The organism is Streptomyces sp. NPDC005141, assembly GCF_053599975.1.
This window is the reverse complement of the sequence record NZ_JBSFYW010000041.1, coordinates 18,388-39,958: the sequence shown is the minus strand read 5'-3', so window position 1 is coordinate 39,958 and position 21,571 is coordinate 18,388. Positions and strand designations below refer to the sequence as shown.

The 21,571-nt window shown below is 69.4% G+C and carries 15 protein-coding genes and 4 tRNA genes; 8 read left to right on the top strand and 11 right to left on the bottom strand.

Features of this window, described 5'->3' with window-relative positions; all coding sequences use genetic code 11:
• The first annotated feature begins 19 nt into the window (after positions 1 to 19).
• Positions 20 to 1,546, top strand: coding sequence for an amidophosphoribosyltransferase (gene purF / locus ACWD68_RS27765; RefSeq protein WP_451809191.1), 1,527 nt, complete (start codon positions 20 to 22; stop codon positions 1,544 to 1,546).
• Between the two features lie 42 nt (positions 1,547 to 1,588).
• The gene (gene purM, locus ACWD68_RS27760; protein WP_451809190.1) at positions 1,589 to 2,662 is read left to right on the top strand and encodes a phosphoribosylformylglycinamidine cyclo-ligase; all 1,074 of its coding nucleotides are present in this window, start codon (positions 1,589 to 1,591) and stop codon (positions 2,660 to 2,662) included.
• Positions 2,663 to 2,822: 160 nt separating this feature from the next.
• On the opposite strand, the gene ACWD68_RS27755 is transcribed toward purM, so the two are convergent.
• Positions 2,823 to 3,077, bottom strand: a complete 255-nt coding sequence (locus ACWD68_RS27755) for a DUF3073 domain-containing protein (RefSeq protein WP_037615441.1) — start codon at positions 3,075 to 3,077, stop codon at positions 2,823 to 2,825.
• 303 nt (positions 3,078 to 3,380) lie between these two features.
• Positions 3,381 to 4,475, bottom strand: a complete 1,095-nt coding sequence (locus ACWD68_RS27750) for a Leu/Phe/Val dehydrogenase (protein ID WP_451809189.1) — start codon at positions 4,473 to 4,475, stop codon at positions 3,381 to 3,383.
• A gap of 222 nt (positions 4,476 to 4,697) precedes the next feature.
• On the opposite strand from ACWD68_RS27750, the gene ACWD68_RS27745 reads away from it, so the two are divergent.
• Positions 4,698 to 5,546, top strand: a complete 849-nt coding sequence (locus tag ACWD68_RS27745) for a hypothetical protein (RefSeq protein WP_451809188.1) — start codon at positions 4,698 to 4,700, stop codon at positions 5,544 to 5,546.
• A 611-nt stretch (positions 5,547 to 6,157) separates the two neighbouring features.
• Positions 6,158 to 6,364 (top strand): developmental transcriptional regulator BldC, encoded by a 207-nt coding sequence (gene bldC / locus ACWD68_RS27740; RefSeq protein WP_003949541.1) that lies wholly within the window; start codon positions 6,158 to 6,160, stop codon positions 6,362 to 6,364.
• Between the two features lie 467 nt (positions 6,365 to 6,831).
• On the opposite strand, the gene ACWD68_RS27735 is transcribed toward bldC, so the two are convergent.
• The 9 genes from ACWD68_RS27735 to ACWD68_RS27695 all read right to left on the bottom strand — a co-directional run bounded on the left by ACWD68_RS27735 (position 6,832) and on the right by ACWD68_RS27695 (position 14,572).
• On the bottom strand, positions 6,832 to 7,023 hold the full coding sequence (locus tag ACWD68_RS27735; protein ID WP_451809187.1) for a DUF6274 family protein: 192 nt from the start codon (positions 7,021 to 7,023) through the stop codon (positions 6,832 to 6,834).
• A 358-nt stretch (positions 7,024 to 7,381) separates the two neighbouring features.
• Positions 7,382 to 7,456 (bottom strand) — tRNA-Asp (locus ACWD68_RS27730).
• A 94-nt stretch (positions 7,457 to 7,550) separates the two neighbouring features.
• Positions 7,551 to 11,528, bottom strand: coding sequence for an ATP-dependent RNA helicase HrpA (hrpA, locus tag ACWD68_RS27725; RefSeq protein WP_451809186.1), 3,978 nt, complete (start codon positions 11,526 to 11,528; stop codon positions 7,551 to 7,553).
• A gap of 160 nt (positions 11,529 to 11,688) precedes the next feature.
• Positions 11,689 to 11,940, bottom strand: coding sequence for a hypothetical protein (locus ACWD68_RS27720; protein ID WP_451809185.1), 252 nt, complete (start codon positions 11,938 to 11,940; stop codon positions 11,689 to 11,691).
• A 166-nt stretch (positions 11,941 to 12,106) separates the two neighbouring features.
• Positions 12,107 to 12,180, bottom strand: a tRNA-Phe gene (locus tag ACWD68_RS27715).
• Positions 12,181 to 12,204: 24 nt separating this feature from the next.
• Positions 12,205 to 12,279 (bottom strand) — tRNA-Asp (locus ACWD68_RS27710).
• A gap of 46 nt (positions 12,280 to 12,325) precedes the next feature.
• A tRNA-Glu gene (locus ACWD68_RS27705) sits at positions 12,326 to 12,398 on the bottom strand.
• Positions 12,399 to 12,597: 199 nt separating this feature from the next.
• Positions 12,598 to 14,130, bottom strand: coding sequence for a metallophosphoesterase family protein (locus tag ACWD68_RS27700; protein WP_451809184.1), 1,533 nt, complete (start codon positions 14,128 to 14,130; stop codon positions 12,598 to 12,600).
• Positions 14,131 to 14,221: 91 nt separating this feature from the next.
• On the bottom strand, positions 14,222 to 14,572 hold the full coding sequence (locus ACWD68_RS27695) for a metallopeptidase family protein (RefSeq protein WP_451809183.1): 351 nt from the start codon (positions 14,570 to 14,572) through the stop codon (positions 14,222 to 14,224).
• Positions 14,573 to 14,748: 176 nt separating this feature from the next.
• Here ACWD68_RS27695 and ACWD68_RS27690 point away from each other — a divergent pair, with 176 nt between their 5' ends.
• The 4 genes from ACWD68_RS27690 to ACWD68_RS27675 all read left to right on the top strand — a co-directional run bounded on the left by ACWD68_RS27690 (position 14,749) and on the right by ACWD68_RS27675 (position 21,564).
• Positions 14,749 to 15,990: a serine hydrolase domain-containing protein gene (locus tag ACWD68_RS27690; protein WP_451809182.1), complete on the top strand. Its 1,242-nt coding sequence runs from the start codon at positions 14,749 to 14,751 to the stop codon at positions 15,988 to 15,990.
• Between the two features lie 192 nt (positions 15,991 to 16,182).
• Positions 16,183 to 16,698 carry a hypothetical protein gene (locus tag ACWD68_RS27685; RefSeq protein ID WP_451809181.1) on the top strand — a complete coding sequence of 172 codons (516 nt, stop codon included), beginning with the start codon at positions 16,183 to 16,185 and terminating at the stop codon, positions 16,696 to 16,698.
• 508 nt (positions 16,699 to 17,206) lie between these two features.
• Positions 17,207 to 19,465 carry a DEAD/DEAH box helicase gene (locus ACWD68_RS27680; protein WP_451809180.1) on the top strand — a complete coding sequence of 753 codons (2,259 nt, stop codon included), beginning with the start codon at positions 17,207 to 17,209 and terminating at the stop codon, positions 19,463 to 19,465.
• Between the two features lie 185 nt (positions 19,466 to 19,650).
• Positions 19,651 to 21,564, top strand: coding sequence for an FG-GAP-like repeat-containing protein (locus ACWD68_RS27675; RefSeq protein WP_451809179.1), 1,914 nt, complete (start codon positions 19,651 to 19,653; stop codon positions 21,562 to 21,564).
• Positions 21,565 to 21,571: the final 7 nt, after the last annotated feature.

Here is a 21,571-nt window from a genome sequence, read left to right as displayed (position 1 = left end):
CTCGCCTACACTCGGTGCCGTGCCACGTGGTGACGGTCGACTCAATCATGATCTGCTTCCCGGTGAGAAAGGCCCCCAGGACGCTTGTGGCGTCTTCGGTGTCTGGGCTCCGGGCGAAGAGGTCGCCAAGCTCACTTACTTCGGGCTCTACGCCCTCCAGCATCGGGGTCAGGAATCCGCGGGAATCGCGGTCAGCAACGGCTCCCAGATCCTCGTCTTCAAGGACATGGGCCTCGTGTCCCAGGTCTTCGACGAAACCTCGCTCGGTTCGCTCCAGGGTCATATCGCGGTCGGTCACGCCCGCTACTCGACCACCGGTGCCTCCGTGTGGGAGAACGCCCAGCCGACGTTCCGTGCCACCGCGCACGGCTCGATCGCGCTCGGTCACAACGGCAACCTCGTCAACACGGCGCAGCTCGCCGAGATGGTCGCCGAGCTGCCCAAGCAGGAAGGCCGCACCACTCGTGTGGCGGCCACCAACGACACCGACCTGCTCACCGCGCTCCTCGCGGCCCAGGTCGACGACGACGGCAAGCCGCTGACCGTGGAAGAGGCTTCCGCCAAGATCCTCCCGCAGGTCAGAGGCGCCTTCTCGCTCGTCTTCATGGATGAGCACACCCTCTACGCGGCCCGCGACCCGCAGGGCATCCGCCCGCTGGTCCTCGGCCGTCTGGAGCGTGGCTGGGTGGTGGCCTCCGAGTCCGCGGCCCTCGACATCTGCGGCGCCAGCTATGTGCGCGAGATCGAGCCGGGCGAGTTCGTCGCCATCGACGAGAACGGTCTGCGGACCTCGCGATTCGCGGAAGCGAAGCCCAAGGGCTGTGTCTTCGAGTACGTCTATCTGGCCCGCCCCGACACGGACATCGCCGGTCGGAACGTGTACCTCTCGCGCGTCGAGATGGGTCGCAAACTCGCCAAGGAAGCCCCTGTGGAGGCCGACCTGGTGATAGCGACCCCGGAGTCCGGGACGCCCGCCGCGATCGGTTACGCGGAAGCCTCCGGCATCCCGTTCGGTGCCGGCCTGGTCAAGAACGCGTATGTCGGCCGGACCTTCATCCAGCCCTCGCAGACGATCCGCCAGCTCGGCATCCGTCTGAAGCTGAATCCGCTCAAGGAAGTCATCAAGGGCAAGCGCCTGGTCGTCGTCGACGACTCGATCGTGCGCGGCAACACCCAGCGCGCCCTGGTCCGGATGCTTCGCGAGGCGGGTGCGGCGGAGATCCACATCCGGATCTCCTCCCCGCCCGTGAAGTGGCCCTGTTTCTTCGGCATCGACTTCGCGACCCGCGCCGAGCTGATCGCGAACGGCATGACCATCGAGGAGATCGGCACCTCGCTCGGCGCCGACTCCCTCTCGTACATCTCCATCGACGGGATGATCGAGGCCACCACGATCGACAAGCCGAACCTGTGCCGCGCCTGCTTCGACGGCGAGTACCCGATGGAGCTTCCGGACCCCGAACTGCTCGGCAAGCAGCTCCTGGAGACCGAGCTGGCCGCGGGTCCCGCAGCCACGGCCGCGGCTGACGCCATCCGTCGCCCGTAGCGCCGCAGAGCCCCGTTTCACCAACCCGAAAGATCCCAGGCAATGTCTGAGACCAGTGCTTCCGGTGCGTCCTACGCGGCTGCCGGAGTCGACATCGAGGCGGGCGACCGCGCCGTAGAGCTGATGAAGGAGTGGGTGAAGAAGACGCAGCGTCCCGAGGTCCTCGGCGGCCTCGGCGGTTTCGCCGGCCTCTTCGACGCCTCCGCCCTCAAGCGTTTCGAGCGTCCGCTGCTCGCCTCCGCCACGGACGGTGTGGGCACCAAGGTGGACATCGCCCGCCAGCTGGGCGTGTACGACACCATCGGCCACGACCTCGTCGCGATGGTCATGGACGACATCGTGGTGTGCGGCGCCGAGCCGCTCTTCATGACCGACTACATCTGCGTGGGCAAGGTCCACCCGGAGCGTGTGGCGGCCATCGTGAAGGGCATCGCCGAGGGCTGTGTCCTCGCGGGCTGCGCCCTGGTGGGCGGCGAGACGGCCGAGCACCCCGGTCTGCTGGGCCCGGACGACTTCGACGTCGCCGGCGCCGGTACGGGCGTGGTCGAGGCCGACGAGCTGCTCGGCCCGGATCGCATCCGTAAGGGTGACGCGGTGATCGCCATGGCGGCCTCCGGTCTTCACTCGAACGGGTACTCGCTCGTCCGGCACGTCCTCTTCGACCGGGCGAACCTGAGCCTGGACCAGCACATCGAGGAGTTCGGCCGCACGCTCGGCGAGGAGCTCCTGGAGCCGACCAAGATCTACTCGCTGGACTGCCTGACGCTGACGAAGACCACCGCGGTGCACGCGTTCAGCCACATCACAGGCGGCGGTCTGGCGGCCAACCTGGCCCGTGTCGTCCCGGACGGTCTGCACGCCGTGGTGGACCGCGAGACCTGGACCCCGGCACCGGTGTTCGACCTGGTCGGCAGGACGGGCGGCGTCGAGCGCCTGGAGCTGGAGAAGACGCTTAACATGGGCGTCGGCATGATGGCGATCGTGCCCGAGGAGTCGGCCGAGGTCGCCCTCGCCACCCTCGCGGACCGCGGAGTGGACGCCTGGATCGCCGGTGAGATCACCGAGCGCGGGGACCACGCCACGGGCGCGGCGCTCATCGGTGACTACGCGGGCTGAAGCCCCTGAGGCAGCACGAAACCCGGTCCGGTGGTGAAACCCCGGACCGGGTGAGGTGCAGTCGCTACGAGAAATACGCCAGGCGAGATCTACCAGAAACCCACGCCAAGAGATCCGCCACGAAGAAGAGGTCGCGGAAACTGCGAGGGACGCTGTTGCGTCAAGCGCCGCGACGTTGTGACTGGGGACCGGACTGGTCGTCCTCATCCTCGTCGTCGTCGTTGTAGAGATCCGCGTACTGTGCGTACGGGTCGTCTTCCTCGTCGTCGTCCTCGAACGGCTCGCCATTCGGCGGCTGGCTCGAAGTCGAAGCGCCCAGCTCATTGGCCAGACGCGAGAGGTCAGTCCCGCCGCTGCTGTACTTCAGCTGGCGGGCGACCTTCGTCTGCTTGGCCTTTGCCCGGCCGCGCCCCATGGCTCGACCCCCTCGGATACGGGGCTCGACGGCCCCAGAGTCTTGACACGCGTTCATGATCTGGAACGGACTCTCCGTGGAGAGACCGGTCCGTAGGGCTTCCACGGTACCTGAGCCCGCGCCCATACGGTACGTCGCCCGCAGCACGCGCCTTCACCCAGAACCCGCGAGGTGCCCTGTCCTCGCTGGTCAACCGCGATTTTAACCTCTTCTTGGCGTACGACCCGCCGACAGACGTGAGAGTTCTCTCCCAACCGACCGTCGGCGGGTCCCTGACAAGCAGGTATGGCCTCGGAAGTGGCGTCAGTGACGCCGTGCCTCCGCCATCCGCTGTTCGGCGATCCGGTCGGCCGCCGCGGCCGGCGGAATCCCGTCCTGCTTCGCACGTGCGAATATGGCCAGCGTGGTGTCGAAGATCTTCGACGCCTTGGCCTTGCACCGGTCGAAGTCGAAGCCGTGCAGCTCGTCGGCGACCTGGATGACACCGCCCGCGTTCACCACGTAGTCGGGGGCGTACAGGATGCCGCGGTCCGCGAGGTCCTTCTCCACGCCCGGGTGCGCCAGCTGGTTGTTGGCGGCACCGCACACGATCCTGGCGGTGAGCACCGGCACGGAGTCGTCGTTGAGCGCTCCGCCCAGCGCGCACGGCGCGTAGATGTCGAGGCCCTCGGTGCGGATGAGCGCCTCGGTGTCCGCGACGGCGGTCACGCCGGAGGGGTGCCGGTCCAGAATCCGCTGCACCGAGTCGGCCCGTACGTCCGTGATCACGACCTCGGCGCCGTCCGCGCGCAGGTGATCGACCAGGTGGTGGCCCACCTTGCCGACGCCGGCGACGCCGACCTTGCGGCCGCGCAGGGTCGGGTCGCCCCACAGGTGCTGGGCGGAGGCCCGCATGCCCTGGAAGACACCGAACGCGGTCAGGACCGACGAGTCGCCCGCGCCGCCGTTCTCCGGGGAGCGGCCGGTCGTCCAGCGGCACTCGCGCGCCACGACGTCCATGTCGGCGACGTACGTGCCGACGTCGCACGCGGTGACGTACAGGCCGCCGAGCGAGGCGACGAACCGGCCGTACGCGAGGAGCAGCTCCTCGGTCTTGATCTGCTCGGGGTCGCCGATGATGACGGCCTTGCCGCCGCCGTGGTCGAGTCCGGCCATGGCGTTCTTGTACGACATCCCGCGCGCGAGGTTGAGGGCGTCGGCGACGGCCTCCTGCTCGCTCGCGTACGGATAGAAGCGCGTGCCGCCGAGGGCGGGGCCCAGGGCGGTGGAGTGGATGGCGATGACGGCCTTGAGGCCGCTGGCGCGGTCCTGGCAGAGCACGACTTGCTCATGACCCCCCTGGTCCGAACGGAACAGGGTGTGCAGTACATCAGCAGGCGCGCCGGTTACGTCGGTCACTGTGGTGACTCCCAGGTAAAAAACGGCGGTTGGGTGCGGGGCCCGTGCGGATGGCGGGCTCCGTGGGAATGAGACTAGAGCCTGCGCCGATCCGCCTTCGGCGCAGTGTTCAGGATCACCCATGGGCGGGGTACAGCCATGGTTCGATTTGCATAGATTTCTCTTCAGGTTATGAGCGGTTCTCGCTGGTTTTCCCGGTGGTCGACGGGGGAGGGAGCAGGCGTGCCCAAGGTGTCCGCGGTGATCGTCCCGTACGCGTCGTATCTGCGGGTGTACGAGCCACTGGCCGCGTTCCCGGAGTCGGAGCGCGCCCACTGGACGCGCTACGCCCGGCGCACCGAGCGCCCCTCGTACCAGGACGAACTGCGTCGCTCGCTGGCGGACCTGCTGCCCACCCCGCCGGTCCCCGTACCGGTGCACGAGAGCGGCGACGCGTTCGTGGCCGAGATCGACGGGGTGGTGTGCGTCTGCCCCTGGCGCACCCGGCTGCGCGGCTGGCAGGCCCTGGACGAGCTGGGCGAGGAACTTCCGGCGTCCGTCCTCGACACGGTCCTGCCGCCGCTGGTCCGCCGTCAGGCCGCGCTGGACTACGAGCGCTGGCTGGCCCGCAACCCGGACGCCCGCCCGTGGATCCGCACCTCGACCTGGCAGGTGCCGCTGAACTGGTTCGTGCTCGTCACGGACGAGGAGCGGGAGTACGAGAAGGGGACGGGTCCGGGTGGGGCGGCGCCGCTGCTGCGCTACCGGACACCGATGGTGCAGGCGCGCCGGCGCACGGCGCGGGCGCTGAGGACGCTCAGGGACGCGCTGGACGAGGGACCGCTCATCGAGGGCCTGGTCGACGTGGGGCGCTGGCTGGAGGAGTTCCATCCGCGCTCGCTGGTCGAGCTGGACTACGGCGGGCTCGTGCACGTCCTGCCGGCGGGGCATCTGGAGGGCGATCACTCCGCCGCGGATGTCGCCGAGGGCATCGAGGCGCTGCGCACCGGGGACGGGGCGACGGCGGGCGAGGCGTACGGGCGGCTGGTGGAGCGCTGGCGGTCGGTCAGGGACCGGCGTTCGTCGAACTGAGGCGGGGCGCCGGCGAGCGGGCCGGGGCGGGCGCTTTCGCGTTGGTTCGCGTGGGACGGATGTGGCCCCTGGGGCCGTTGTCCAGTGTGATCTGCTTCTCACCGATTCCGGGTCGAACTCGCGTATGGTCCTCACACGCTGAAGAACCCTCACTCCAGGACGTAGGTCCCGATCCGGGCTTATGCGTCAACGGGTGGCAAGCGTGATGGATGGCACTTACCTGGCTCTTGCATCGCTTGCCCCTCCTCGTGCCAAAATAGGACAAGGAGTCCGGGGGAGGACTCCCTCCGCCCACGTTTGGGGGGGAATCTCGGCATTGCACGCTTTGAGGGGTCTGGTGGCTCCTGATCGCCCTGTGACTGATCGTCACAGTGGCGTGACTGTCCGCTATGGCATGGTCCATCGGCTTCCGTCGCTGATGAACACCTGGGAGGGCAATTCCATCGGTTTGGCCGACGCGGCTGGACGGATGGTGTAGTTGTAGTGCCGAGGACAAGCCGTTCGTCCTATAACCGACTCGACTCGCGTCCGCCATTTCGGGCAACGCGGGTCAAGGTGCAGAATTTAGAGGAAAGAACCGAGAAGGTTCGGTTCTCCCGAGGAGGCCGCTCATGACCGCTCGCACCCCTGATGCCGAGCCGCTGCTGACCCCGGCTGAGGTCGCCACGATGTTCCGCGTCGACCCCAAGACGGTCACGCGGTGGGCGAAGGCCGGCAAGCTTACGTCCATCCGCACGCTCGGCGGGCATCGCCGTTACCGCGAGGCTGAGGTCCGCGCACTGCTCGCGGGTATCCCGCAGCAGCGCAGCGAAGCCTGAACCATCGCATAACCGGACAAGTTGACGGGTCCCCCAACCCGTCGAGGCGTCCACACCACAGCTCCAAGCGACGCGGGTTCTGCCCCAACAGAGCTCACGCCCAAGCTTTTTTGCCACATGTACAGGGTGCGTCGTAGATCGCGCTGGACTCCGCCGGGTCCAGCGCGATCTTTTTTGTGCGGTCTCCGTGCCCCGTCGACCGGCCTGTGAGCGGCCTTGTCGGAGTCTGGGGGTGGCTGTCGGATCAGCTGTGGATGCCCTCGTTGAGCAGTGCAATTGCACATATTAAATTGACTGGTTGTAGGAGAGGGGTAAGTTCCGCACTTCTGAAAACATATGCGGTGACTCCCGTCACATGCCACAGTCCTTGTCGCACGCGAGCCGTCTGCGCTAGAGGAGTTGGCGTTGCGTGCCGTCGGATCGCGGCGGTACGCGCACCGGGTGATGTGCGCGCCCGCGGCTCTCGGTCACACCGTGGACGGGCTCTCGTCCTCCGGGGCGCTCTCGGGGTCCTGTTCGTCGTGCGGGGCGGGTTCCATGGCCAGCCGCAGGAGCTGATGACAGATCGGGCAGTGCCGCGTCAGGTGGCGGTACCCGGAGGCGGCCGCCAGATGGGCTCGGAGCAGAGCCCGGGTCTCGTGCCGAGCGGACACCGCCATACGCACCTCCAGGGGGCCGGCAGGGCGAGAGCCCTGGATTCCGGGGTACCTGCGGAATGTGACGCCGTCAAGGGACGGGAACGTGCCGCGGGAGCGCCTCCGGACGCCCCGACGGCCGTACAGCGGTCGGTGCGCGCGAGCGAAGGGCCCCGGCGCCCGAGTCGCTGACGGTTCGAAAGCCGCGGACGTACGGCCGCGAACCGCACCGCGCGCCTGGGAGCGCGAACCCGAAAGCCGGGACGGCGCACGCGGCGGTGAGGACGTACGCGGCGGTGAAGGCGCACAGGGCGTGAGGGCGGCGGTCCGGGAGCAGGCATGCGAAAAGGCCCGGAGCCGAAGCTCCGGGCCTTTCTTCATGCGGTCCTGACGGGATTTGAACCCGCGGCCTCCACCTTGACAGGGTGGCGAGCACTCCAAACTGCTCCACAGGACCAGGTTTCGCAGCGACTTTTCTTGCGCTGTGCTGCGAAAAGAGACTGTACAGGAGGGCGGGCCCGGGGTCGAACTCACCACCCGTGCAGACGTCGTTACGGGGCAGCGGCGTCGATCGCCTTCACGATCCGCTTGTCGGAGACGGGGTACGCCGTGCCCAGCGCGTGGGCGAAATAGCTGACCCGGAGCTCCTCGATCATCCAGCGGATGTCCAGGACCGACGAGGGCACCGGCCGGCCCTGTGGCAGCTGCTCCAGGAGCCAGGCGTACTCGTCCTGCATCTCGTGGACCTTCTCCATGCGCGTGGTGTCCCGCTGGACGCTGGTCGGCATCTGCTGAAGGCGGCGGTCCGCGGCGACCAGATAGCGCATCAGATCCGGCAGGCGCCGCAGTCCGGTCGCCGTGACGAAGCCGGGCTTCACCAGGGCGTCCAGCTGTCCCCGCACGTCCGTGAGGTTCGCGAGCAGGGTCGGGCTCCTGACCGCCTTCAGACGGCGCTCACAGGCCTGCCAGGCGGCGAGCACCTGCTGCACCTGCCCGACCGTGCGCACGGTCGTGTCGACGATCTCGGCACGCACCTTGTCGTACAGCTTCCGGTAGGACTCCTCGTCCCACGCCGGGCCGCCGAAGTCCGCGATGAGCTTGTCCGCGGCGGCCATCGCGCAGTCGTCGAAGAGGGCCTGGACCGAACCGTGCGGGTTCGCGGACAGGGCGAGCTTCTGGGCGTTGGTGAGCTTGTCCGAGGCGAACTTGCCCGGGTTCACCGGGATGTTCCGCAGGATCAGCCGGCGGGTGCCCTTCCACATGGCCTCGGCCTGCTCGGCCTCGGTGTCGAAGAGCCGCACGGAGACGGTGTTCGCCGCCGGGCCGTCGTCGACCAGCGCCGGGTAGGCCTTCACGGGCTGGCCGGCCCGGCGCGTCTCGAAGAGGCGGCTGAGCGAGCCGATCGTCCAGTCGGTCAGTCCCGTGCGTTCCAGGGACTCGCCGCCCTCGCGCTCGGCCGTCGCCGCGGCGGCCTGCGAGATCGCCTGGCGCGCCTTCGGCTTCAACTGGAGCTGCAGGGCCTCCAGGTCCTTGTCCTCGGCGAGGTTGCGGCGCCGCTCGTCGACGATCCGGAAAGTGATCTTCAGATGGTCGGGGAGGCGTGACCAGTCGAAGTCGTCGGCCGTCAGCGGCACTCCGACCATGCGCTTGAGCTCGCGCGCCATCGTCAGCGTCAGCGGCTCCTGGAGCGGTACGGCCCGCTCCAGGAACTTCTGGGCGAAGTTGGGGGCGGGAACGTAGTTCCGCCGGATCGGCTTCGGGAGGGAACGGATCAGCTCCGTCACCACTTCCTCCCGCAGCCCCGGGATCTGCCAGTCGAAACCCTCGTCCGTGACCTGGTTGAGGACCTGGAGCGGGATGTGGACGGTCACGCCGTCCGCGTCCGCACCTGGCTCGAACTGGTAGGTCACCCGGAACTTCAGCCGTCCCTGGAGCCAGGAGTCGGGGTAGTCGTCCTTCGAGACCGCCCCGGCCCGGTCGTTGATGAGCATCGAGCGTTCGAAGTCGAGGAGTTCGGGCTCCTCATGGCGCTTGTGCTTCCACCAGGAGTCGAAATGCGCCCCGGACACGACGTGCTCGGGCACCCGCTGGTCGTAGAAGTCGTACAGCGTCTCGTCGTCGACCAGGATGTCCCGGCGGCGGGCACGGTGCTCCAGCTCCTCGACCTCGGTGAGGAGCTTGCGGTTGTCGGCGAAGAACTTGTGGTGCGTACGCCAGTCGCCCTCGACGAGCGCGTTGCGGATGAACAGCTCGCGGCTGGCCTCCGGGTCGATCCGCCCGTAGTTCACCTTCCGCTGCGCGACGATCGGTACGCCGTACAGCGTGACCTTCTCGTACGCCATCACTGCGGCCTGGTCCTTCTCCCAGTGCGGTTCGCTGTACGTCCGCTTGAGGAGATGACCGGCCAGCGGTTCGACCCACTCCGGCTCGATCCTGGCGTTGACGCGCGCCCAGAGCCGCGAGGTCTCGACGAGTTCGGCGGACATCACGAAACGCGGAGGCTTCTTGAAGAGCGCCGAACCCGGGAAGATCGCGAACTTGGCGCTGCGCGCGCCCAGGTACTCGTTCTTCCCCGTGCTCCTGCCGCTCTCCCCGCCGGTCTCCTTCACGTCCTTCATGCCGACGTGCGAGAGCAGACCGGCGAGCAGCGACACATGGACGCTCTGCTCGGGCGCGTCCTCCTCGTTCAGGTGGATGCCCATCTGCTTGGCGACGGTCCGCAGCTGGCTGTAGATGTCCTGCCACTCGCGGATACGCAGGAAGTTCAGGTACTCCTGCTTGCACATCCGGCGGAACGCGGACGAGCCCCGCTCCTTCTGCTGCTCGCGGACGTAGCGCCACAGGTTGAGGAAGGCGAGGAAGTCGGACGACTCGTCCTTGAAGCGGGCGTGCTGCTGGTCGGCCTGCGCCTGCTTCTCGGACGGCCGCTCGCGCGGGTCCTGGATGGAGAGCGCGGCCGCGATCACCATGACCTCGCGCGCACAGCCGTTCTTCTCGGCCTCCAGGACCATCCGGGCGAGACGGGGGTCGACGGGCAGCTGGGCGAGCTTGCGGCCGGTCGGCGTGAGCCGCTTGCGGACGTCCTTCTCGGTCGGGTCCAGCGCGTTCAGTTCCTGGAGGAGCTGGACGCCGTCGCGGATGTTGCGGTGGTCCGGCGGGTCGATGAACGGGAACTTCTCGATGTCGCCGAGGCCGGCCGCGGTCATCTGGAGGATGACGGAGGCGAGGTTCGTCCGGAGGATCTCGGCGTCGGTGAACTCCGGCCGGGCGAGGAAGTCGTCCTCGGAGTACAGCCGGATGCAGATGCCGTCGGACGTACGGCCGCAGCGGCCCTTGCGCTGATTGGCGCTGGCCTGCGAGACGGGCTCGATGGGCAGCCGCTGCACCTTCGTGCGATGGCTGTACCGGGAGATGCGCGCGGTGCCGGGGTCGATGACGTACTTGATGCCCGGGACGGTCAGGGAGGTCTCGGCGACGTTGGTCGCCAGAACGATCCTGCGCCCGGTGTGCGCCTGGAAGACGCGGTGCTGCTCGGCGTGCGAGAGCCGGGCGTACAGGGGCAGGACCTCCGTGAAGCGGTAGTTCTTCTTCGCCAGCGCGTCGGCCGTGTCGCGGATCTCGCGCTCGCCCGAGAGGAAGACGAGGACGTCGCCCTTGCCCTCGCCCTGGAGTTCCTCGACGGCGTCGCAGATCGCGGTGATCTGGTCGCGGTCGGAGTCCTCGGAGTCCTCTTCCAGGAGCGGTCGGTAGCGCACCTCCACGGGATACGTCCGGCCGCTCACCTCGACGATCGGGGCGTCGCCGAAGTGCCGGGAGAAACGCTCCGGGTCGATGGTCGCGGAGGTGATCACGACCTTGAGATCGGGACGCTTGGGCAGCAGCTGGGCGAGGTAGCCGAGCAGGAAGTCGATGTTGAGGGACCGCTCGTGGGCCTCGTCGATGATGATCGTGTCGTACGCGCGCAGTTCGCGGTCCGTCTGGACCTCCGCGAGCAGGATGCCGTCCGTCATGAGCTTGACGAAGGTGGCGTCCGGATTCACCTGGTCGGTGAAGCGGACCTTCCAGCCGACGGCTTCGCCGAGCGGCGTGTCCAGCTCGTCGGCCACCCGCTCGGCGACCGTACGGGCGGCGATACGACGGGGCTGTGTGTGCCCGATCATGCCGCGGACGCCACGGCCCAGCTCCATGCAGATCTTCGGGATCTGCGTGGTCTTGCCGGACCCGGTCTCACCGGCGACGATCACGACCTGGTGATCACGGATGGCCTCCGCGATCACGTCCTTCTTCTGGCTGACCGGCAGCTGCTCGGGATAGGTGATGGCGGGTACACGGGCGCGGCGTTCGGCCATGCGGACCTCGCCCTTGGCGACCTCCGCCTCGATCTCGGCGAACACGGCGGAGCGGGCCTCGGGCTTGCGGATCTTGCGCGCGCCTTCGAGCCTGCGCCCGAGCCGGTGCGCGTCGCGCAGGGACAGCTCGGTCAGGCGGGCGGCGAGATCGCCGAGGGCGGGGGCGGGGTGCGTAGACATACGCGGTCCAGGATCTCACCTCGGCGAAATGACTGGCGAACGCTTTTGCGCGCTCCCGGCCGTCCGGCCCCGCCCGTGCCGCTTTCCGGACCCGGAGCAGGACGGGCTGCGGCCGGGTTCCCGGGAGCGCCGCCGGCCCCTGGAGCCCTTCCCCGGGGAACTACTCCCGGGGCGGGGATTCGCGGTGCGCCATGGCCCTGGCCGTGTTCGAGACCGCCTTGATGCCCAGGTAGGCCGTGGTGGTGCTGCTCACCGCGGTGAAGGCGGCGGTCAGTACGCCGACGGTCACCGCCTTGTCGCCGTGGAGCTGCCAGACCCCGAAGACCGTGACGCCGACGATCGCGAGGTTGCTCATGATGACCGCCGTCAGCCCGTAGCGGGCGCGGTAGCGCTCCAGCTCCAGTTCGCGCATCGGTTTCGACCTGTCACCGTTCAACACCACTCGTTCCCCCGCCAGAGACACCCGCGTCCGCCGGCCAGAACGTAGCGCCGTGCATGGAACATGCCAAGTCGAGGGCGGGCCGGACGCCCGGGGGCATACGAAAAAGGCCCCGATCCGAAGATCGAGGCCTTTGCTGTGGCTGGGGCCGGGGTCGAACCGGCGACCTATCGCTTTTCAGGCGATCGCTCGTACCAACTGAGCTACCCAGCCACGAGATTTCCGGGGAAACCTCAGCGGTCCTGACGGGATTTGAACCCGCGGCCTCCACCTTGACAGGGTGGCGAGCACTCCAAGCTGCTCCACAGGACCAAGCTGTTGCGTGCGACGTGTAAACAGTGTCTCACACGGTGTTGCGTACCCCCAACGGGATTCGAACCCGTGCTACCGCCTTGAAAGGGCGGCGTCCTAGGCCGCTAGACGATGAGGGCGAGCCAGTACCACTCTGCTTCGTCTTCGCGTTCCCGAAGGGACGTGAGAAGCATGTGACTCCGCTTTCCCCCGAGGGGTTCCGCTTCTCCTTCGCTTCGACAGAAGCGAAGGACGGTCAAGCCCTGACCGGTGCCCTTGGGCACGAACAGACTGTACTACGTGGCCTGGACGCGGACCAAACCAGATAGGGAGGGGGGCTCAGGGCCGGTTCTCCTCGGGGAGATGGCGGCTGATCTCGGCCGTCGTGAGGCCGAGACCCCCCAGCTTGATCTCGTCCCAGGCCTGGAGACGACGGGTGTCCCGGTCGAAGTAGAGGACCGAGGCCTCGATCGGGTCCGGGTACTGGCCCTCGACGGCGCGCAGCCCGCTGCCGCCCGTCGAGCCCTCGACGCGCAGCCGGGTCCCGTACTTCATGACCTCCATGTCCTCGTGGTGCAGATGACCGGACAGCACCAGGGGCACCTCGCCGTCCGTCCCGCGGGCGGCCGACGGTTCGTGGACGACGGCGATGTCGACCGGGGTGCCCGCGGCCCGCTGGTCGCGCAGGGCCGAGGCCAGACGGGCGCCCGCGAGCTCCTCCGCCGCGCCGCCGCCCGGCGTGACCGAGCGGTCCGGGGTGAACTGCGGGTCGCCGATGCCGGCGAAGCGCAGGCCCGCGACCGTGACCGCCCGGCCGTCGTCGAGGACGTGCACGTTCTTCATGCGTCGCAGGTACTTCTGCGTCTCGTCCGAGTCGTGGTTGCCGCGGACCCAGACGTACGGGGCGCCCAGGTCCGGGATCGCGTCCAGGAAGCCGTTCTCGGCCTCCGAGCCGTGGTCCATGGTGTCGCCGGAGTCGACGATCACATCGATGGCGTACTGCTGCACGAGCGAGGCGACGATCTTCCAGCTCGCCGGGTTCAGATGGATGTCGGAGACGTGCAGGACCCGGATCGTGGTCGGGTCGGGCTGGTAGACGGGGAGGGTGGACGTGACGTCGTACAGCTTCGTCACGTTCCGCACCAGGCGCGCCAACTCCTGCTGGTAGACGTCGAATTCGCTGACGATGTTGCGGGCGTCGCCGACCAGGGAGGGCGCGGAGGAGAGCAGCCCGGAGTACTTCGGCTCCAGGACCGACTTGGGGTTCCAGGTGGCGAATGCGGTCGTTCCCGAGGCGGCCAGCAGGGCGAGGGCGAGGCCGCCGGCGGTGAGGGCCCGGCGCGGGCGGCGGTAGACCGCGAGGCCGAGGGCGGTGGCGCCGGCGACCACCGCTATGCAGGAGCGGACGGCCAGGTCGAGGGTGCCGTGCTCGACGTCCTGCGTGACCTCGTCCTGGAGGCCGGAGAGGCGCTCCGGGTGGTCGACGAGGGCCCGGGAGCGTTCCGGGTCGAGCTGGTCCACGTCCACGTCGAGGCGCAGCGGGGCCTCGTGGCTGTGCAGTTCGAGCGCGCCGAGCGGGGAGATGTTGATCTTCGTGCCGCCGGTGAGTGAGGGGCGCAGCGTCATGGTGGTGTTCATGGGGCCGACCGGGACGCGGACGTTGCCCACGACCAGCAGTCCCAGCCAGGCGCCGAGCAGCACCACACACAGAAGCCCGAAGGCGCGGGCGTACGGGTTCGGCCGGGCGGCGAGCTCGAGCACCGGGCGCCCTCGCCGGCCATGGCGGCGGCGGGCGAGGGCGTGCAGCGCCGGGCGGGCGCGGTCGGTCATGCGGCGGACGGCGGCGGTTGCGGCAACGGGGACGCGGACCATTGGTCCCGTATGCCCAAGCGTGGGGCCGGGTATGCGGGCGTCCCGCCGTCATGAAGGGCGGGCGCCCCGCCGCCGTGAAGGGGTGGGCCGGTCAGCCCCAGCCCAGCTCGTGCAGCCGCTCGTCGTCGATGCCGAAGTGGTGGGCGACCTCGTGGATCACGGTCACGGCGACCTCGTGGACCACGTCGTCCGGGGTCTCGCACATTCGCAGCGTGGGGCCCATGTAGATCGAGATGCGGTCGGGGAGCACTCCGGCGTACCACTCGCCGCGGTCGGTGAGCGGGGTGCCTTCGTAGAGGCCCAGCAGTTCGGGGTCGTCGGCTGGAGGCTCGTCCTCGACGAACACGGCGACGTTGTCCATGACCCGGGTCAGCTCGGGCGGGATCTGGTCGAGGGCCTGGCTCACGAGCTCTTCGAAGTTTTCGCGCGTCATCTCCAGCACAAGGCCATTGTCAGGGACGGCACGCTTCCCGCGGAGTCCCGCGGAGGCTCCCAGGGGGCCGGATCGGGCCCGGGTACGACCGGGGGTGACCGGCCGCCTGCCCCACATGGGGTGTCTCATACCATTTTCGGAGTGTTCTTGCCAATGGGCATGAATCGTCCGGACATAGTGCGGGCATGACACCCACCGCTTCCCCGACGCGTTCCCGCACGCGTTCGGGCGTCTGCAGGGCCCTCCTCTGCGCCGCCCTCCTCGCCGTCACGGTCCAGACCACCGCCGCCGCACCGGCGTTCGCCGGAAGCCGCGACGCACGCGACTGCGTGAGGACCGGGAGACCGCTCGACGGCCAGGCCCGCAAGGTCCTGGACATCACCCGCGAGGCCAAGGCCGAGTTCCATCTGAACTCCGTGGAGCTGAAGGTCACCCGGGACGGACGCGAGGTCCTCACCGACGCGCTCGGTGAATCCATGACGGGTGTCCCGGCCCAGCCGGACATGCACTTCCGCGCGGGTTCCGTGGCCTTCTCCTACATCGGCACGGCGCTCCTCCAGCTCGTCGAGGAGGGCAAGGTCCGCCTCGACGACACGGTGGAGCGCTGGCTGCCCGGTCTCCCCAAGGCGAACAAGATCACGCTGCGGATGCTGGCCAGCAACACCACCGGCCTGCACGACTACGTCACCGACCCGGCCTTCCTGGCCGAGCTGGAAGCCCACCCGTTCCGCCACTGGACCCCGCAGCAGCTCCTTGCGTACCCCTACAGCCACAGCTTCTGGTACGAGCCGGGCACCAACTGGAGCTACTCGCACGCCAACTACGTGCTGCTCACCCAGGCGCTGGAGAAGATCACCGGCACGCGGATCGACAAGCTCCTGAAGGAGCGGGTCACGGGCCCGCTGGGTCTCGACAACACCCGGAACAACTTCACGCCCGACATCCCGCGTCCGGTGCTGCACGCCTTCACGTCCGAGCGCGGCCTGTACGAGGAGTCCACCTTCTGGAACCCGTCGTGGACCACCGCGCCCGGCGCGGTCATCACCACCCACATCTGTGACCTGGCCCGTTCGGCGCAGGCGATCGGCAGCGGCGAGCTCCTCTCGCACCGCTCCTACCGCACCCTGCTCAACCCGGGAACGGTCGGTCTCGGCGGCGCGACCGCCACCTGTCCCGCCACGGTGTGTGTGAAGCAGACCGAGAAGGAGCACTTCGGGCTCGGTGTCATCGTGGTCAACGGATGGGTCGTCCAGAACCCGTCGTTCTCGGGCTACGCGGCGATCCAGGCGTATCTCCCGTCCGACCGGCTCGCCATCGCGGTCAGCTCGACCAAGACCGCCGACAGCCCCGAGGGCAACCAGGCCGAAGTGATCGCCAAGCGCATCGCGGCAGCGCTGGCCCCGGAGACCCCGCTGTCCGCCGAGTGACCCGGGGAACCTCCCGCATGACGCTCCGTCATCCATGAAGGACGCGCTCTCCGCAGACCCCCGGGCCCGGTTGGGCCCGGGGGTCGCGTGTCCTCCGGCGGGCGGCGGGAGTTTAACCGGGAGAACTCCCGTTCCTCCCCACGCTCTCGGCTCCTGTCGAGCGGGGGACGCCCCGTTCGGAGGTGGCCGCCCGTGCGCGCCTTGTACGTATCCGTCCGTCTGGCCGCCGCGGTCGTCGCCGTAGCCGCTGCCGCCGGCTGCATGAGCGTCGGCGACGACGGAGGACGGCCCGGGCCCTCGCACTCGGCAGGGCAGCGGGCCGGCGAGGCGCCCGGGGGCGGGCCCGCCGTGGGCGGCGGCGGTGGAGTCGGGTCGCACGGCGCGAAGGGCGGCAAGCGCGGCAAGTCGTCGGCGAAGCCAGGGGAGTCCGCGTCCGGCGACGCGTCTCCGTCGGCGTCGGGGTCCGAGGACGCGAAGCCGTCCGCGAAGGCGACGGAGAAGGGCGGGGGGCCGTCCAAGGACTCGGTGCCGCCCGGCGAACCGAGTCCCACGCGCACGACGGCGGAGCCCACGCCCGAACCCCCGCCCGTCCCCTCGCCGCCTGCGCCCGATCCCGGGTCGGCGGAGCCGTCGTCGTCGGCGCACGAGCAGCAGGCGACGCAGCTGGTGCAGCGGGAGCCGGCACCCGAGGCGGGCGCACCGGTGTAGCGGGCGCGGGGGTCGAGGCGGTGGCGGGCCCGCCGCACGGACCGGGATCGGCCGCAAGGGGCCGGGGTCGGAGCCGGGCCGGTGGGGAATGGGCCGGGAGCTCGCCGGTGTCGGCCGCGAAGGACGGGCCGGGGCCGCCGGCGCGGGTCGGCGCGGAGGGCGCGGCCCGTCGGCGTCGGTCGTCGTGAGTGTGGCGGGGTTCACGCGCTTCGGGGGGCTGGATGTGGCCGGTTCAACAGCGCGGTCGGCCGGGCCGAGGTAGCTTTGTAGAAGCGAGCAGGTGGCGAGGAAACCACCGTGACCTGCTCGTATGGTGCTCGGTTTGCCTTCAGGGGGGCCGGGTGCGTATGGTAGTAGATCGTTTGATCCCATTTGCCCGGCGCCGCCGCAGAGAGCGCCGCGTGGCGCGTACTCTCCCTTGCCGTGGCCGGACCGCATAGAGGCGGTCGTTTGCGACTTCACGGAGTTTGGGCGCGTGCCGAAGAACTCCGGAAGGTTCGCATTTCGCATGTCTGTTTCCAGTACTGATCACGTCGTCGTGCCCGAGAACAACGAGAACAACGACGCGGTCGAGGCCGTTGAGGCCATCGAGATCGTCGAGTCCGTCGAGATCGTCGAGTCCGTCGAGGGCGTCGAGGGCGTCGAGACCGCCCCCGAGATGACCTTCGCTGACCTCGGTCTCCCCGAGGGCGTCGTCCGCAAGCTCGCGCAGAACGGCGTGACCAGCCCCTTCCCGATCCAGGCCGCGACCATCCCGGACGCCCTGGCCGGCAAGGACATCCTCGGCCGTGGCCGCACCGGCTCCGGCAAGACCCTCTCCTTCGGTCTGCCGACCCTGGCGCAGCTCGCCGGCGGTCACACCGAGAAGAAGAAGCCGCGCGCCGTCATCCTCACGCCGACCCGTGAGCTGGCCATGCAGGTCGCCGACGCGCTGCAGCCCTACGGCGACGTCCTCGGCCTGAAGATGAAGGTCGTCTGCGGCGGTACGTCGATGGGCAACCAGATCTACGCCCTGGAGCGCGGCGTCGACGTCCTCGTCGCCACTCCGGGCCGCCTGCGCGACATCATCAACCGCGGCGCCTGCTCGCTCGAGAACACCCAGATCGCCGTCCTCGACGAGGCCGACCAGATGTCGGACCTGGGCTTCCTCCCCGAGGTCACCGAGCTGCTCGACCAGATCCCGGCCGGCGGCCAGCGCATGCTGTTCTCGGCCACGATGGAGAACGAGATCTCCACGCTGGTCAAGCGCTACCTGACCAACCCGGTGACGCACGAGGTCGACAGCGCCCAGGGCAACGTCACGACCATGTCGCACCACATCCTCATCGTGAAGCCCAAGGACAAGGCGCCGGTCACCGCCGCGATCGCCTCCCGCAAGGGCCGCACGATCATCTTCGTCCGCACCCAGCTGGGCGCCGACCGTATCGCCGAGCAGCTGCGCGACGCCGGTGTGAAGGCCGACGCGCTGCACGGCGGCATGACGCAGGGCGCCCGGACCCGGACGCTGGCCGACTTCAAGGACGGTTACGTCAACGCGCTCGTCGCGACCGACGTCGCCGCCCGCGGTATCCACGTCGACGGCATCGACCTGGTCCTGAACGTGGACCCGGCCGGTGACCACAAGGACTACCTGCACCGCTCGGGCCGTACCGCCCGCGCCGGCCGCTCCGGCACCGTCGTGTCGCTGTCCCTGCCGCACCAGCGCCGTCAGATCTTCCGGCTGATGGAGGACGCGGGCGTCGACGCCGCGCGTCACATCATCAACTCGGGTACGGCCTTCGAGCCCGAGGTCGCCGACATCACCGGCGCCCGGTCGATGACCGAGGTCCAGGCCACGTCCGCGGGCGACGCCGCCCAGCAGGCCGAGCGTGAGGTCACCCAGCTCACCAAGGAGCTGGAGCGCGCGCAGCGTCGTGCCGCCGAGCTGCGCGGCGAGGCCGACCGTCTGGTCGCCCGTGCCGCCCGTGAGCGGGGCGAGGACCCGGAGGTGGCCGTCGCGGCTGCCGCCGAGGCCGCCGAGCAGGTCGTCGTCGAGGCCACGGCCGCCGAGGCCGTCGCCGCCGAGCAGGCCGAGCAGCCGCGTCAGCGCCGCGACGAGCGGGGCAACTTCGAGCGTCGTGACAACGACCGTGGTGGTTTCCGTCGTGACGACAACCGTGGTGGTGGCTTCAACCGCGACGACCGTGGCGGCCGTCGTGACGACCGTGGCGGCGACCGTGGTGGTTTCCGTCGTGACGACAACCGTGGCGGTGGCTTCAACCGCGACGACCGTGGCGGCCGTTCTTTCGAGCGTCGTGACGACAACCGCGGCGGTGGCTTCAACCGCGACAACCGCGGTGGCGGCTTCAACCGCGACAACGACCGCGGCGGCTTCCGTCGTGACGACAACCGTGGTGGTGGCTTCAACCGCGATGACCGTGGCGGCCGTTCTTTCGAGCGTCGTGACGACAACCGTGGTGGTGGCTTCAACCGCGATGACCGTGGCGGCCGTTCTTTCGAGCGTCGTGACGACAACCGTGGTGGCGGCTTCAACCGCGATGACCGTGGCGGCCGTTCTTTCGAGCGTCGTGACGAGCGTGCCGGGCACCGGGGCAGCGACCGTCCCTTCAACCGTGACCGTCAGGGCGACCGTCCCGCGGGCGGCAGCTTCCGCTCCGGCCACGACCGCCCGACCGCCCGTCGCGACGACCACCGCACGACGGGCACCGGCACCGGCACCGGTACGTTCCGCCGTGACGAGAAGCCGCGCTGGAAGCGCAACGGCTGACCGCCGCTGACATAGCCAAGTGATGTGGCCTCCACCCGAGTTCGGGGTGGGGGCCACTTCGCTGTCCGCGCGGCAAGGCGCGGAAATCGCTTTCCGCTCCTCGGTGAACTCTCTGTATGATCGGCCGACTTGTGTGTGGGGGAAGCGACGGCTGGGGGCCAGGCCGACGCCTGGGACGGTTCGCCGTGACCGGAAGCCCCGAGTACGGCGAGCGTGACGACTTCACCCCGCGCCTCGCGTCCGACGTGGTGATCGGCTCCTGCGCGACCGACAGCGCGGCTTGTGCCCCGCTGCACGGCACGGCCGACGGCCGGATCGTCTGGCTGGAGCACGGGTCGGACACCTCCGAGCTGCTTCGGGTGAACGGCCCGACCACAGCGGGGCTGTGGCAGCGGAGCGTGCCCGCGGGCGGACGCGTCACCGATGTCTCGGGCCGGTACGTCCTCTACACGGCCGCCGACAAGCAGTACGTGTACGCGATCGGCAACGACGGCACCCCGGCGCTCACCCGCACCCCGGGAGCCGCCGCCCTCTCCGGCGACGTGCTCTGGACGGCGGGATCGACGCCCGGCACCGTCACCGCGTACGACCCCACCGCGAAGAAGACCACCGAGACCCTCATCACCGACGCCGGTTGCACGCCCACCGAGCTCCAGGCCCTGGGCCGCTGGATCTACTGGACCTGCGACGGCAGGGCCGGTGTCTTCGACCGTACGGCGAAGAAGTCCGTGGCCGTGCCCGCCGACGAGGCCAAGCTCGGCGACGGGTACGTCGTCACGCACGACAGGCGGACCGGGAAGCTGACACTCACGGCGGTCGCGGGCGGCAGCGCCGAGAGCCGGGTCATCGGCGATCTGCCCGACAGCGGGGTCTCGCAGCGGGACGTGCGCTGGACGGTCGACGAGTCCGGCGCGAACGCCGCGTACGTGGACGGCCCGCAGCGCGTGCACCTCGTAGCGTCCGGGGTGGCCCAGCAGCCGCTGCGGCTGCTGACGCCGGCCCAGAAGGCTTCCTACGTCGAGCCGACCGAGATCGACACGACACCGGACACCCTCGCCACCCTGCTGCTCTCGAAGCCGTCGTCGAGCTGGCGGCTGACCGTGCGGAACAAGGCCGGCAAGGTCGTGGACACGCGGGACGGCGGCGCCGCGCGCGGGGAGCTGAGCGTCGGCTGGTTCGGCGTCGACAGCACCCTTCCCGGGGACGCGTTCCTGCCGAACGGCTCGTACGACTGGACGCTGTCCGTCACACCGGCGGACGGTGTCGGAGGTCCGCTGGAGGTGGGTGGCACGGTCGGGCTGCGCAAGGGCGCCCCGGCGCGTCACGACCACACCGGCTCCGAAGGACGTGGCCCGGACGGCACCGGCGACCTGCTCACCCTCAACTCGTCGGGCGGGCTGACCTTCCCGGAGGGCGACGGGAAGGGCGCGTTCGCCGGAAAGGTCACCGGCAACGGCTGGTCGACGAAGGCGGTCGCGGTGCCGTTCGGCGATCTGAACGGCGACCGCTGCAACGACGTCCTGGTGCGGACGAGCGACGGGTCCCTGCGTGGCTACAAGCCCGCGTGCGGCACGGCGCCGACCCCCTCGACCTCGTACAAGGCGCTCGGCACCGGCTGGAACGCGTACGACGTCCTGACCTCGCCCGGCGACCCGACCGGTGACCGGCGGACGGATCTGCTCGCGCGGAAGGCCTCGACCGGCGACATCTACCTGTTCACCGCGAAGAGCGACGGAACGCTCGCCGCGGGCAAGAAGATCCGTACGGCGTGGACGGGCTACACGAAGATCGTCGGCGCCGGGGACCTGAACGGTGACGGCATCGGGGACGTGCTCGCGCGGGACAGGGCGGGGACGCTGTACCGCTGCAACGGCACCGGGGCGGGTCTGTTGAAGGACCGGGTGAAGGTGTTCTCCGACTGGGGCGCGTCCTACAACGCGATCGTCGGCGTCGGCGACATCACCGGCGACGGGAAGAACGACCTGGTCGAGCGCGACACCTCGGGGAACGTCTACCCCAATGCCGGTACGGGGACGGGCTCGTTCGGCTCGCGGGTGAAGATCGCCGGCGGCCGGCAGGGCTACAAGGGTCTTTTCTAGCCAACTT